The sequence below is a fragment of the Bifidobacterium sp. LH_413 genome, from assembly GCF_056357015.1.
This window is the reverse complement of record NZ_JBKEVK010000002.1, coordinates 534,416-547,603: the sequence shown is the minus strand read 5'-3', so window position 1 is coordinate 547,603 and position 13,188 is coordinate 534,416. Positions and strand designations below refer to the sequence as shown.

General features: G+C 64.6%; 9 protein-coding genes and 1 rRNA gene. 2 read left to right on the top strand and 8 right to left on the bottom strand.

Annotated elements, in window-relative coordinates; genetic code table 11:
• Positions 1-439, bottom strand: a 16S ribosomal RNA gene (locus AC1AYN_RS06210); the annotation flags it as partial.
• A 704-nt stretch (positions 440-1,143) separates the two neighbouring features.
• On the opposite strand from AC1AYN_RS06210, the gene AC1AYN_RS06205 reads away from it, so the two are divergent.
• Positions 1,144-1,899: a Sir2 family NAD-dependent protein deacetylase gene (locus AC1AYN_RS06205; protein WP_476532580.1), complete on the top strand. Its 756-nt coding sequence runs from the start codon at positions 1,144-1,146 to the stop codon at positions 1,897-1,899.
• A gap of 6 nt (positions 1,900-1,905) precedes the next feature.
• On the opposite strand, the gene ilvA is transcribed toward AC1AYN_RS06205, so the two are convergent.
• The 5 genes from ilvA to AC1AYN_RS06180 form a co-directional block, all read right to left on the bottom strand.
• Complete coding sequence (ilvA, locus tag AC1AYN_RS06200; protein ID WP_476532579.1) at positions 1,906-3,171, bottom strand: threonine ammonia-lyase; 1,266 nt, start codon at positions 3,169-3,171, stop codon at positions 1,906-1,908.
• Between the two features lie 104 nt (positions 3,172-3,275).
• The gene (locus tag AC1AYN_RS06195; RefSeq protein ID WP_476532578.1) at positions 3,276-5,114 is read right to left on the bottom strand and encodes a glycoside hydrolase family 13 protein; all 1,839 of its coding nucleotides are present in this window, start codon (positions 5,112-5,114) and stop codon (positions 3,276-3,278) included.
• 208 nt (positions 5,115-5,322) lie between these two features.
• Positions 5,323-6,207, bottom strand: a complete 885-nt coding sequence (locus tag AC1AYN_RS06190; RefSeq protein WP_034525738.1) for a carbohydrate ABC transporter permease — start codon at positions 6,205-6,207, stop codon at positions 5,323-5,325.
• Positions 6,208-6,212: 5 nt separating this feature from the next.
• A complete protein-coding gene (locus tag AC1AYN_RS06185; protein ID WP_034525736.1) occupies positions 6,213-7,142 on the bottom strand; it encodes a carbohydrate ABC transporter permease in 930 nt (309 codons plus the stop codon).
• Between the two features lie 17 nt (positions 7,143-7,159).
• Entirely contained in the window at positions 7,160-8,482 is a 1,323-nt protein-coding gene (locus AC1AYN_RS06180; RefSeq protein ID WP_420796383.1) for an ABC transporter substrate-binding protein, read from the bottom strand.
• Between the two features lie 380 nt (positions 8,483-8,862).
• Here AC1AYN_RS06180 and AC1AYN_RS06175 point away from each other — a divergent pair, with 380 nt between their 5' ends.
• Positions 8,863-10,026 (top strand): ROK family transcriptional regulator, encoded by a 1,164-nt coding sequence (locus AC1AYN_RS06175; protein WP_476512154.1) that lies wholly within the window; start codon positions 8,863-8,865, stop codon positions 10,024-10,026.
• A 176-nt stretch (positions 10,027-10,202) separates the two neighbouring features.
• Here the strand turns inward: AC1AYN_RS06175 and AC1AYN_RS06170 are convergent, their stop codons facing one another.
• Positions 10,203-12,560 (bottom strand): alpha-galactosidase, encoded by a 2,358-nt coding sequence (locus AC1AYN_RS06170; RefSeq protein ID WP_476532577.1) that lies wholly within the window; start codon positions 12,558-12,560, stop codon positions 10,203-10,205.
• Between the two features lie 103 nt (positions 12,561-12,663).
• On the bottom strand, positions 12,664-13,116 hold the full coding sequence (locus AC1AYN_RS06165) for a nucleoside deaminase (RefSeq protein WP_476532576.1): 453 nt from the start codon (positions 13,114-13,116) through the stop codon (positions 12,664-12,666).
• Positions 13,117-13,188: the final 72 nt, after the last annotated feature.

The following is a 13,188-nucleotide window of genomic DNA, read 5'->3' as shown; positions in this document are numbered from 1 at the left end:
AAAAGCGGTTTACAACCCGAAGGCCGTCATCCCGCACGCGGCGTCGCTGCATCAGGCTTGCGCCCATTGTGCAATATTCCCCACTGCTGCCTCCCGTAGGAGTCTGGGCCGTATCTCAGTCCCAATGTGGCCGGTCGCCCTCTCAGGCCGGCTACCCGTCGAAGCCACGGTGCGCCATCACCACACCGTCAAGCTGATAGGACGCGACCCCATCCCGTACCGGTAAGACCCTTTCCCAACACACCATGCAGCATGCTGGAACATCCGGCATTACCACCCGTTTCCAGGAGCTATTCCGGAGTACGGGGCAGGTCGGTCACGCATTACTCACCCGTTCGCCACTCTCACCCACCAGCAAGCTGGCAGGATCCCGTTCGACTTGCATGTGTTAAGCACGCCGCCAGCGTTCATCCTGAGCCAGAATCGAACCCTCCACAAAAAACCTTTGCAAAGAGACATCGAAAAACGACTCTCAAAAAAGAAAAAAGACGGAACCACTTAATAAGGAAAAGCGGTTCGCACAAAAACCCCGACCCCCATCAACCACCCTCGTGGACTCCAAGAAAAACCGGAGCGGGAATCGGACTGGCAATCATTGACTATAAAGAAGTAAGTAGTACAACACACTCTTGAGTTCTCAAACCACCACACACGACCAACCCCGGAACCACACAAGAACAGGAACCAGAAGCCGACCGGCAGCAAGAGACAAACATACACCAACCCCGACAACCACGCAAACCACACACCACACAACCACCCCCAAACCCCCGAAAACAAGCCAAAACACCGGCGTGTCGAACACACACAACACACACCACTCCCGCCACGTCAGACCACCCACCGACGCTACGCGCCACCTCCCGCCAGCGGGAGGAAACAACCACACACCACCACGGCACAACACCACGCGACACAACACAACCCACCAAACCAGCAACCGACACCCACCACAGCACAACCCACCAACCACCCTCCGACGCTACGCGCCACCTCCCGCCAGCGGGAGGGGAGAGAAACGCACAGCCCGCCAACACATACCGACGCCACCGCCACCAAACAGCACATCAACATCAAACAGCACGACCACACACGGGGGAAATGACGGAGTAACGGACATACCACCGGCGTATACCTGTAGGTATGACGAAGAAGATCGCAGTCCTGACCGGCGCAGGCATCTCCACATCCGCCGGCATCCCCGATTTCCGCGGCCCGGACGGCGTGTGGACCAAGCACCCGGACCAGATGAGCGTCTATGACATCGACGCGTTCCTCACCGACAAGGAGGCACGCGAATACTCGTGGCGCTGGCAGAAGGAATCACCCGTATGGAACGCGCAACCGGGAGTCGCGCATAAGGCGCTCGTCAAGCTCGAGAAGGCGGGCATGCTCACCCTGCTCGCCACGCAGAACTTCGACGCGCTGCACGAGAAGGCCGGCAACAGCCCGAGCATCATCGTGAACCTGCACGGCACCATCGGCACCTCGCACTGCATGAAATGCCACGCGACGTACAACACGGCGGACATCATGGCGCGCCTCGACAAGGAACCCGATCCGCGCTGCCACCGCACGCTCAAATACCAGGGCGACATGCCCTGCAACGGCATGATCAAGACGGACGTCGTCTACTTCGGCGAGGCGCTGCCCGACGGCGCGATGGAGAAATCCTACAAACTCGCCTCGCAGGCCGACGAGCTGTGGGTGATCGGCTCGACGCTGGAGGTGTTCCCCGCCGCGAGCATCGTACCGGTCGCCGCGCAGGCGGGTGTGCCGATCACCATCATGAACATGGGCCGCACACAGTACGATCGGGTCGCCGACCACCTCATCCACGACGACATCGCCGTCGCCCTGCCGAAGCTCGTCGACGAGACGATCGCCGCGAACAGCTGACGCCGCTCAGTAGATGCGCTTCGGCTGGAAGCCTTCGGCCCTGAGTGCGGCGAGGATGCGGTCGATGTGGTCGGGGCCGTTGGTCTCGACGGTCACGCCGAGCGACACCGCGTTCGTGTAGTGGCCGGACGCCTTGAACTGGTCGTGGTCGAGGGCGATCACGTTGGCGCGTTCGCGGGCGAGCAGCGAGGCGACCTTGACGAGCTGGCCCGGCGTATCCGGCAGCTCCACCTCGAAGTTCATGATGCGGCCGCGGGCAATCATGCCCTTCTGGATGACCGCGCCCATCGTCACGGTGTCGATGTTGCCGCCGGACATGATCGGCACGACCACATGCGGGCCGGGGGCCGCGGCGAACTTGCGCGAACGCAGGTTGAGATGTTCGAGCGCGGCGAGCGACACCGCGCCGGCCGCCTCAACGACCAGCTTGTGCTTCTCGAGCATGAGCAGGATCATCTCGTTGATGTCGCGCTCGGTGACGGTGACGAGATCGTCGAGGAACTCGTTGAGCAACGCGTACGGCAGGTCGCCCGGGTGCTTCACGGCGACGCCCTCGGCGGAGGTGACGACCTGGTCCGCCTCGGTGACGCGGCCCGCGGCGAACGAGTTCTTCCACGCGAGGGAACCCTCCGGAATAGCGCCGATCACGCGCACCTCCGGCTTGAACGTCTTGATGGCGAGCGCGACGCCCGCGCCGAGTCCGCCGCCGCCGAGCGGCACGACCACGTCGGTCACGTTCGGCACGTCCTCGAGGATCTCCAGACCGATGGTGCCTTGGCCGCAGATGACCTCGTAGTCGTCGAACGGCGGCACGTAGATCATGCCTTCTTTCTCGCTCAGTTCGGCGGCGTGCGCGGCGGCCTCGTCGAAGACGTCGCCGTAGAGGACCACGTCGGCGCCATACGCCTTGGTGGCGTCCACCTTGAGCGGCGGGGTGATGGTCGGCATGCAGATCGTCGCCTTGGCGCCGCGTTCGCGCGCCGCGTAGGCGACGCCCTGCGCATGGTTGCCGGCGGATGCGGTGACGATGCCGCGCGCCAGCTCCTCGTCGCTGAGGGAGGCGATCTTGTTGTACGCGCCGCGGATCTTGAACGAGCCGGTGACCTGCAGGTTCTCCGGCTTGAGCAGAATCTCGTGTCCGGTCATCTCGCTCAGCGCGGGAGACGGGATGATTTCGGTGTGGCGCGCGGTCCCCTTCAACCGCTCGGCGGCCTTCTTGAGTTCGGCCGCATGGTCACGCTGCAATGCTTTGAGGACGTCTTTCTGTTCCATAGTGCGTATTGTAGGCGGGCACACGGCCGGAGCATGGCCGTGTGCCCGCCTAGCGAATCGACGAGGAATCGACGGCGAACCGTCAAAGAACCGTCAAAGAACCGTCAGAGCCTCACGACGATGCCTTCCCACGGGTCGAGCTCGCGGTTGGCGAGCGAGACGACGGCGTGGGACGCGCCATAGGTACTGATCACGATGTCGTGTTCGGTGACGCCGTTTTCGACCAGGGCATACGCTTCGGCCGACAAATCGACGGTGCGGCCGGACAGGTTGACGGCGACGAGCAACGTGCCGCCAGCCACTCCCGGTGCGCTTTCGAGCGAACGCGTGAACGCGTAGACGTTCGGGTCGTCCGCGTCGATCAGCGTCCAGTCGCCAGCCGCGACGACCGGATCGTCGTGCCGCAACGCAATGAGCCGCTTGTAGAACGCATACACGGAGTCGGGGTCGTCGAATTCGGCGGCCGCGTTGATGCCGACATGGTTCGGATTGACGCCGATCCACGGCTCGGTCGGGGCGTCGGGCGCGGTGAAGCCGGCGTACTTGGACGCATCCCACTGCATAGGAGTGCGGGCGTTGTCGCGGCTGATGAGTTCCAGCGACACCATCATCGATTCGGCGGATTGAATCTTCGCCTCTTCGACGCGCTGACGGAACGCGTTGATCGATTCGAGGTCCCGGTACTGGTCGAGCGACGTGAAGTGCGCGTTGGTCATGCCGAGCTCTTCGCCCTGGTAGACGTACGGGGTGCCGCGGTGCATGTGCAGGAGCAGACCGAAGGCCTTGGCGGAACGCACGCGTGCCTCCTCGCTGGTGTCGTCGCCCCAACGGGACACGATGCGCGGCTGGTCGTGGTTGCAGAAGAACAAGCTGGCCCAGCCGGCGTTCCTGACGGCGGCCTGCTGGTTCGCCAGCACGCCGCGCAGCCACGGGGTGCGGAACGGGACGAGCTCCCACTTGGAGCGCCCTTCGCCTTCGCCCATGTGGTCGAAGAGGAAGAGCATGTCGAGTTCCTTGTTCGCCGGGTTGGTGATGTGCTCGTTGCGTTCCGGGGTGATGCCCGGCGCCTCGCCGACGGTCATGAAGCCGTCGCGCCCTTCGAACACCTCGCGGCGCATTTCGGCGAGGAACTCGTCCTGCCGCGGGCCGTCCGCGCAGAACGGGTTCGGGTTCGAGTAGCCTTCCTCGCCGACCGGCAGGTCCTCGAGTTCGGAGCCGGCTTCGCCGGGGAGACGTCCGGCCGCGTCGGTGCGCTTGGAGATCAGGGTGATGACGTCCATGCGGAAACCGTCGATGCCGCGATCGAGCCACCAGTTCATCATGTCGTACACGGCGCGACGCACAGCCGGGTTCTCCCAGTTGAGGTCGGGCTGTTTCTTCGAGAACTGGTGCAGGTAGTATTCGCCGCGTTCCGGGCAGTACTCCCATGCGGAGCCGCCGAAGTAGGAGCCCCACTGGTTCGGTTCGGCGCCGGGCGTGCCGGGCTCGAAGCCCGGACGCGCGGGACGCCACCAGTACCAGTCGGCGTGTGGGTCGTCCTTGTCCTTCGAGGCTTCGAACCACGCGTGCTCGTCGGAGGTGTGGTTGACGACGAGGTCCATCACGATCTTGAGACCGCGCTTGTGCGCTTCGGCGAGCAGCTCGTCCATGTCGTCGAGCGTGCCGAACAGCGGGTCGATGTCGCGATAGTCGGAGATGTCGTAGCCGTTGTCGTCCTGCGGGGACTTGTAGACCGGGGAGAGCCACAGCACGTCGACGCCGAGGTCGGCGAGATAGTCGAGGCGCGAGGTGATGCCCTTGAGATCGCCGAAGCCGTCGCCGTTCGTGTCCTGGAACGAGCGCGGGTAGATCTGGTAGACCACGGCGTTCGTCCACCACGGGTTCGGGGTGGCGCCGTTCGTGCGGATGGCGTCGGGTAGGTTCTCACGGTTGAAAGCGGTCATCGTCGACTCCTTGGTAGGTTGCGTTCCTACCGAACAGGATAGGATTCCACGATTTTCATTCCCATCGGAAAGTCTTCCGGGCGCGGCGGAAAGAAATAGCGAAGGGGCGTTTCATACGACGATGACCTCTCGCCGAAGAAGTCGGCGAGAGGTCATCGTGGTCTGAGGCGTCGTCCACTCCCGACACCCTTCGATTGCGGGTTCTCCGCTACTTGACCGCTCCACGCATCACGCCACCGATTACCCACTTCTGGGCGAAGATGTAGACGATGATGATCGGAGCCATGGCCATCAGGTAGCTGGAGAAGGCCATCGGATAGTTGGTGGCGAACTGGGAGCTGAAGACGTACTGAGCCAGCGGGATCGTCTGGTTGGACTGGTCGGTCAGGACGATGAGCGGCAGAAGGAAGTCGTTCCACGCCCACAGCGCGGTGGTGATGGCGATCGTGGCGTTGATCGGGCTCATCAGCGGGAAGATGATCTTCCAGAAGATGCGCCACGTGCCGGCACCGTCGATGCGCGCGGCTTCCTCAAGCGAAACCGGAATCGACCGGATGAAGCCCGTCGCGATGAACAGGTTCGTGCCAAGACCCAGCACCATGTACAGCAGGATCAGGCCGACCTGATTGTCGAGATGCCACGAACCCATCTGCTTGGCGATCGGCAGCATGACGACCGGGAACGGCACGAACATGGCCGCGATGAAGAAGTAGTACAGGAAGCGGAAGAACCGCTTGTCCATGTTGCGGGCCACCGCATACGCGACGAACGTGTTGGTCAGAAGGGTCAGCACGACGGCGGCGACGGTGATGATCGCCGAGTTGAGCGCGGCCTTCGGATAGTTGACCTTGGCGGACGCGTCGGCGAAATTGTGCCACTCCCACGTGGTCGGCAGCGAGAACGTGCCGGCCTCGGCGGGGGTCTTCAGCGCGGTGACGATCGTGAAGTAGAGCGGGATCAAGATCGTCAGGGACAGGACCGCGACGGCGGCCGTGAGCCACCAGTTGATGTTGTGGTCCTTGCGGAACTTCTCGGACTGGGCACCCGACTGGGCACCCGACTTGACGGCGGATTCAGACACTGCGGCACTCATGACACTCACACCTTTTCCTTGCTGCCGAAGAACTTGAGCTGGATGAACGCGATGATCGCGAGGACGATGAAGAAGAGCACGGCGTTAGCGGTCTGGTACGCGTACTCGCCACCGGTCAGGCCGCCCTTCCAGATGAGATAGGTCACGGTCTCGGTGGCGGAGTTCGGACCGCCGTCGGTCAGGGCGACCACCTGGTCGAACGTGCCGAGCGCGTTCTTCATGGACAGGACGAGGTTGATGGTGAAGAACGGTCCGATCAGCGGGAAGGTGATCTTCCAGAACTTCTGCCAGGCGTTGACGCCGTCGAGCGCGGCGGCCTCGTAGATCTCGTCGTCGATCGTCTGCAGACCGGCGAGGTAGAGTAGCACGGAGTAGGCGACGCCCTGCCACACGGCGAGGAAGACGATCGGCACCCACGAGTACTGCTCGCTGGTGATCAGCGACTCGGACAGCCAGCCGATGCCGAGCGCCTTGCCGAGCGCCGGCAGCGGGTTCATGAAGATGTACTTGAACACGTAGCCGATGACCAGCACGGACAGGGTGTAGGGCACGAAGAAGATCGCGCGGAAGCCGTTCTTGAACGCGATCTTGCCGTTCAGCGCGACCGCGATGAACATCGCGATGACGTTGATGAGGATGGTGATCGCCACGGCGATGAGGAACGTGAACAGGTAGGCGTGGCCCACGCGGTTGTCCTGGAACAGGGCGATGTAGTTCTTGATGCCGATGAAGTCGTAGTCGCCGTAGCCCTGCGAGTTGGTGAACGAGTACATCACGCCCTGCAGGAACGGCACGTACAGGAAGATCGCGAAGATGATCGCGGCGGGCACGGCCATCCAGTAGAAGGCGCGGTCGACCTTGCGGTCGGAGAACGCGGAGCGCTTCCTCGCGGGCTTCGCCTGTGAGGCGGTGGCGGGTTTCGTTGCGGTTGTCATGATCCCTCTCCTTCCTTTCAGTTCGTGAAGGTCCTGGCCTGGACCTTGTCCCATTCGGTCTGCATCTGGTTCAGGAAGCGGTTCGTGTTGCCGCTGGTCACCATCGTCTGCAGGTAGCCGCCGATGTTGATCGAGGACGGGATGTAGTGGTCGCAGAAGTCGGCGACCTTGTTCTTCTCGAAGAACGGGCGCACGGTTTCAAGGGCCTTGTTGCCGAAGTGCGTCTTCTTGAGCGGGGTGATGGCGGAATTCGCGTCGGCGTAGTCGTTGAGCGTCTTCTCACTCATCAGGAATTCGATGAACTTCATCGCCTCGGCCTTGTGCTTGGTGGTGGCGCCCATCGTGATCATCACGTCGTCGCCGGCGGTGAGGATCTGCTCGTCAGCATCATCGGTGGCGGGCATCTGCGCGAATCCCAAGTCGGCATTCTTGTTGATCATGAGAATCTGCGGAATCGCGTAGGTGCCGAGCGGGATGATCGCCGCGGAGCCCTTGGCGAAGTTCTGTGTACCCTGCTGATAGGTGATGCCCTTGTCGCCGTCGGCGTACTTGAAGAGCTCCACCTCCTTGGTCACCGTCTCCTTCCACATCTTCTGGAAGTTCGTCGTCCCCTGCTTGAGGTCCGTGTACTCGCTTTCACGCACGAGCGTGCCGGCGAGGGAGGCGAGCGGCGCCTGCGTGGTCCACGCGTCGGCGACGGTGGCCTCGACCGGGTTGATGCCCTGCTCGCGGAACTTCTGCAGCATCGCGGTGAACTCGCTCCACGTGGTCGGCGGATTCTCCGGATCGATACCGGCCTTGCGCCAAATCGCCTTGTTGTAGATGTAGCCGGAAGCGTTGCCGGCGAACGGCAGACCATACAGGCGCTTCTTCGACTGGTCGGTGGTCTGCACGAGGTTCTTCGCGATGTTCACCATGCCGGGGTTGAGCCTCTCGACGATCGGCTCGTCGGTGAAGTCATAGAAGACGCCGGATGCGGCGAAGTTGCCGAAGCTGATGTCGCCGTTGAACGTGATGACATCGGGCACACGGTTCTTCACGAACCTGGTGCGCAGGTCGGTCTGCGCATTGGCGGAGTTGTTGATGTTGATCTTGATGGTCGGATTTTCCTGTTCGAACTCCGTCGCGGCCTGCTTGAACCAGTCGGCCGCCTCGGACTTGAATTGGAAGAAATCAAGCGTGATGGTGCCGGCGGTGTTCGCACCACAACCGGCCAGTCCGACGCCGACCGCGATCGCGCAGATGGCCGCGGCAAGACGAGTGGCCACCATGCGCAGTGGACGCGGCAGACGCGACGAACGCATCGATTCCACATTCGGATTGGGGGAATCGCACTTCATTCGTAGACTCCTTAACTGTTCTCTGACTCCTGCGGCTTCAATGCCGCCGGGCATGCCCCCAACGATACGGTTCGAGGTTTTTCATTCCAAGCGCGAGCGAGTCCATCGCCGCTGGAAACTAAACCCACTCGATTTATGTATCCTAGGAATGGAATTCGGACCGGTCCGCGCCTGGCACGCGCCGGCGCGCACGGCCCATGTCGGAAGGTATCCGGCGAATCTCCCGGAAGGATGGTGTCATGGTCGACGGAACGGGAAGAACCATGCAATCGCAGGATGCCGAACATGCGAACGCTCATGCGAACGCGCATACGAACGCGCATACGAGCACACACACGGACGCACAGGACTTCCCCCGATGGTTCGAAGGATCCGAATACATGCATCGGGTGGCGCGCGCCATCGCGAAATACGGGCCGATCGCGCGCACCACGCTCGCGCAGATGCTGGGATTGTCGCAAGGAGCCATGTCGCGCATCACCAGCGATCTGATCTACGCGGGAGTCATCGAGGAGATTCCCGGCGACGCCGTCACCACTGGACCGCTGCCGCAGGGATTCACGCCGAAAACGAAGGAAGGCGCGACGCGACGCGGCCGTCCGCAGACCGCATTGCGTCTGCGCGCGGACGCACGCACGTTCATCGGCATCAAGGCGCAAGGCGCGTCGGCGATCGCGGCCGTCGTCAACGCGCACGGCGAAGTCGTATCGTCACGTCACGAACGCGCGTTCCCCGGACGCTCGCCGCAGCAGGTGACGGCGGCACTCGCGACGCTCGTACGCGAGTGCCGCGACGACGTGGCCGGAACGCCACTGCCCACGCCGACGGCGGTGGGCGTGGCGGTCGGCGGCCACGTGCGCGACGAACGCGACGTCACGTTCGCGCCATTCCTGCGCTGGGATCACGACGTGCCGCTCGCCGCGATGCTGGAGGAGGCGACGGGACTGCCGTGCACCGTGTACAACGACATCGATGCGCTGCTCGTCGACGCGAGCTGGTTCGGTCCGGGCGTGGGATTGGAGGCGTTCGCCGTGCTCACGATCGGCGTGGGCGTCGGCTATTCGCTCGCGGTGCGCGGCGAGCCGGTCACGTATCCGGATAAAAGCTACGGCCTGCTCGGCCACGTGCTCATCGACCCGGAGGGGCCGCGCTGCACGTCCGGGCACATCGGGTGCGCGCAATGCCTGACCGACGACGCGATCGCGGAACAGTACGCGCAGATGATCGGGCATCCGTGCACATTCGAGGATTTCGCGGCGGACGCACGCGCCGGGATGCCGCTCGCGTCGCGACTGACGGACCGCACGTGCTTCCGACTGGGGTCGCTGATCGCGACGATCGCGAACATCGCGATGCCGTCGAAGGTGATGGTCGCCGGGGAATCCGCGTTCCTCGCGACCATCGGCATCGACGCGGTGCGCGACGGAATCCGCCGCTACCGGCACAGTCAGGCGGCGCAGGTCGAGTTCACCGTCGTCGACCATGACTGGCAGCTGTGGGCGAAGGCCGCCGCCTCCCGAGCGATCGTGCGGTACATCGGCTGATCGGGTGGTGGCAGCCGGGCGACCACCCCCACCCGGCTACGCCGGGAGCCCCCGCCGGCGGGGGCACAACCCATGCCGGCAGGGCGCAGACCATGCCGGCGGGGGCACAACCCATGCGCCGTGCCCCATCCCCCTCCCGCTGGCGGGAGGTGTCGCGAAGCGACGGAGGGTGGTTCCTACTGCCGCACGGCGGTGAACAGGACCGACTGAGCCGGGTGAAGGCTCGGCGGACGCAGGCCGTAGGTGGCGAGCGCGCGGCCGGTCATGAGGACGCCGTCGGGCGTCCACCAGCCGAGCGGGGACTGGCCGTTGCCGATGCCGAGCGCCGCGAGATCGAGATCGAGGTGCAGCGGCTGCACGCGGTAGACGGCGTCCGGGTCGAGACCGGGCAGACGCACCGGCGAGGCCGGATAGGTGACCGAGGTGGTGAGCTGCGTGAACCGGTAGAACGCGGCGGTCCGGTCCGGCTTGACCATGCCGTCGACGCGCACGGCCGGGTCGGGGGTGTCCGTGTGGACGCACGCATCCACGGCAAACCAGGCGCGGTGCCTCTTGAACTCGGCGACCCATGCGGCGAGCTTGGCCACGTCGGCGTCCGGTTCCTTGAGCAGGTTCCATTCGATGCCCATGTGACCGTAGAACGCCATCGCCATGCGCAGTTCCTGACTGGTGGCGCGCTGCGTGGAGTGCGCGGGGCTCGCACCCACATGCTCGCCCATCATGCACGGCGGCACGAGCAGCGACGTGTAGCGTTGGATGTCGGCGCGTTCGACCGGGTCGACGCAGTCGGACACCCAGATACGGCTCGCAAGTTCGAGAATGCCGAGGTCGACGCGACCGCCGCCGGACGAGCAGCTTTCGATCTCGAGGCCCGGATGCGCGGCTTTGAGGTCGCGGAAGATGCGGTAGACGGCGAGCGTCTGCGCATGCACGGCCGGACGGCCGGTACGCGGCGAGACGGCCTCGGTGACGAGCTTGTTGTGGTCCCACTTGATGTAGTCGATGCCGAGCTCCCCGACAAGCCTGTCCATGCACCCGTAGATGTACGCGTAGGCCTCCGGGTTGGTGAGGTCGAGCACCTGCTGGGAGCGGCCCTGCATCGGCAGACGATCCTTCGTGGGGCTGAGCACCCAATCCGGGTGCGCGCGGTAGACGTCAGAATCGGGGTTGACCATCTCCGGCTCGAACCACAGGCCGAACTCCATACCCAAGCCATGCACGTAGTCGGCGAGCGCCTTGAGGCTCTTCGGCCCGTCGGGCCACACATCGGACGAGATCTGCCAGTCGCCGAGTCCGGACGTGTCGTCGCGGCGGGAGCCGAACCAGCCGTCGTCGACGACGAATCGTTCGACGCCGGTTTCGGCGGCCTTGTCGGCGAGCGCGGTCAGCGTGTCGTAATCGTGCCGGAAGTAGACGGCCTCCCATGTGTTGAGGATGACGGGGCGCGGTTTGGACGCGAGTTCGGGGTGCAGGTCGCGCAGGTAGGTGTGGAAGCGCGCGGCGGCCTGGTTGAGACCGTCGCCGGTCGCGCCGTACACCCACGGCGTCGTGTACGCGTCCGTCGCGGCGTCGCCATGCAACGTGATTTCGCCGCCGAACAGGACTTCGCCGCCGCCGATCACGCCATCCGTGTACGGCTGGCGTTCGGCGGCGAGCACGCTGTTGCCGCTCCAGCCGACGTGCACGGCGTAGACCTCGCCGTGCTCGAAACCGAAGCCGGGCACGCCGGCGGCGAGCAGGAGACTCGCGTCGAAGTCGGGGCGTCCGGCCAGCGAGACCTTCTCGAACCGGCCGACGGTGAGCGGTTGGCGCTGCGGGCTGCGTTCGCGCAGATGATGTCCGGTGGTGGTGAGGATTTCGGTGGCGACGGCGGGCAGCGGGAAGCCGAGTTCGACCTTGCCGATCTCGAGCGCGTCGCTTGCCGCATCGGTCGTATCGGTGATGGTGGCGCGTTGGCGGACGAGACCGCCGTGCAGCAGTTCGACGGTCCAGACGAGACGCACGCCCAGCGCGGCGTCTTCGGCGGTGACGGTGACGACCGGGGTCTCGACGGTCACGATCGGCGCGTTTACGCGAGCTTCGGCCGGCGTGGATTCGGGGGCGTCGACGGCCTGCGCCACGTCGAGCGCGGGGCGGGCGTCAAGCGTCGCCGCGATGTCGGTGACGGTGAACTTCGGGAACAGTTCGATGCCGCCGCGGCGGATTTCGAGGCGCTTCTGGCCGATCCACGATTCGCTTTGCGTGGGCAGGATTGACGGCCACATGGTCTCGTCGAGCGCGCCGGACACGCGCTGCGGCTTGAGGGCGTCGACCTGGGAGACGAGCGTTTCGGGTGCGGCGATCGGCTTGCCCCAATGCACGAAGCGCGGCAGTTCGTCGCCGGGGAAGGCGAGTGCGAACGCGACGGCGGAGTCCGGGCGTGTGGCGGATTCGTGCGCGATGCCGAACTGCACGCGGCCGGATTGTTCGGCGTAGATGAGGGTGATCGGGGTGCCGTCGGCACTGGTTCCCGTGAATCGTTCGATACGCGTCATTGCTGCTCCTTGGGGTCTGTGGTTCCGATTCTCGATGGTAGGCCAATCGTCTTTCCTTGCCATCCCCCAGAGTGTTCCTTGCCGCTGGAAAGAAATTGCGGAATCAGCGCTTGGCGGCGAAGAAGTCGGCGAGGAGGGCGGCGCATTCGGCTTCGCGCACGCCGCCGTGGACCTCCGGTTCATGGCCGACGTGCGGGTCGCGGGGAATGTCCCAGACCGAGCCGCACGCGCCGAGCTTCGCATCCCACGCGCCGAACACGATGGTTCCGATGCGGGTCTGGAGGCACGCGCCCGCGCACATCGGGCACGGCTCCAACGTGACGACGAGCGTGCAGTCGGCGAGATTCCAGTCGCCGCGGGTCGTGGCCGCCTCGCGCATCGCGATGATCTCGGCGTGCGCAAGCGGGTCGCCGTCGGCCTCGCGGGTGTTGTACCCACGGCCGATGATCGCGCCTGTGGCCGTGTCAATCACCAGCGCGCCGACCGGCACGTCGCCGGCGGCCGCCGCGCGCCGGGCCAGCGCGAGCGCCCCGCCCATCTCCTCGTCGTATCGCATGGACGCATTCTATCGATGACCGGGGCCGACCCCCTCAGTCCGCTACGCGGACAGCTCCCCCTGAAGGGGGCG

Bases quoted from the DNA above. Each gene is read 5' to 3' on its own strand.
- AC1AYN_RS06170 (WP_476532577.1), bottom strand. From the start codon at position 12,560: ATGACGCGTATCGAACGATTCACGGGAACCAGTGCCGACGGCACCCCG.
- AC1AYN_RS06180 (WP_420796383.1), bottom strand. From the start codon at position 8,482: ATGAAGTGCGATTCCCCCAATCCGAATGTGGAATCGATGCGTTCGTCG.
- AC1AYN_RS06185 (WP_034525736.1), bottom strand. From the start codon at position 7,142: ATGACAACCGCAACGAAACCCGCCACCGCCTCACAGGCGAAGCCCGCG.
- AC1AYN_RS06175 (WP_476512154.1), top strand. From the start codon at position 8,863: ATGCATCGGGTGGCGCGCGCCATCGCGAAATACGGGCCGATCGCGCGC.
- AC1AYN_RS06205 (WP_476532580.1), top strand. From the start codon at position 1,144: ATGACGAAGAAGATCGCAGTCCTGACCGGCGCAGGCATCTCCACATCC.
- AC1AYN_RS06165 (WP_476532576.1), bottom strand. From the start codon at position 13,116: ATGCGATACGACGAGGAGATGGGCGGGGCGCTCGCGCTGGCCCGGCGC.
- AC1AYN_RS06195 (WP_476532578.1), bottom strand. From the start codon at position 5,114: ATGACCGCTTTCAACCGTGAGAACCTACCCGACGCCATCCGCACGAAC.
- AC1AYN_RS06190 (WP_034525738.1), bottom strand. From the start codon at position 6,207: ATGAGTGCCGCAGTGTCTGAATCCGCCGTCAAGTCGGGTGCCCAGTCG.
- ilvA (WP_476532579.1), bottom strand. From the start codon at position 3,171: ATGGAACAGAAAGACGTCCTCAAAGCATTGCAGCGTGACCATGCGGCC.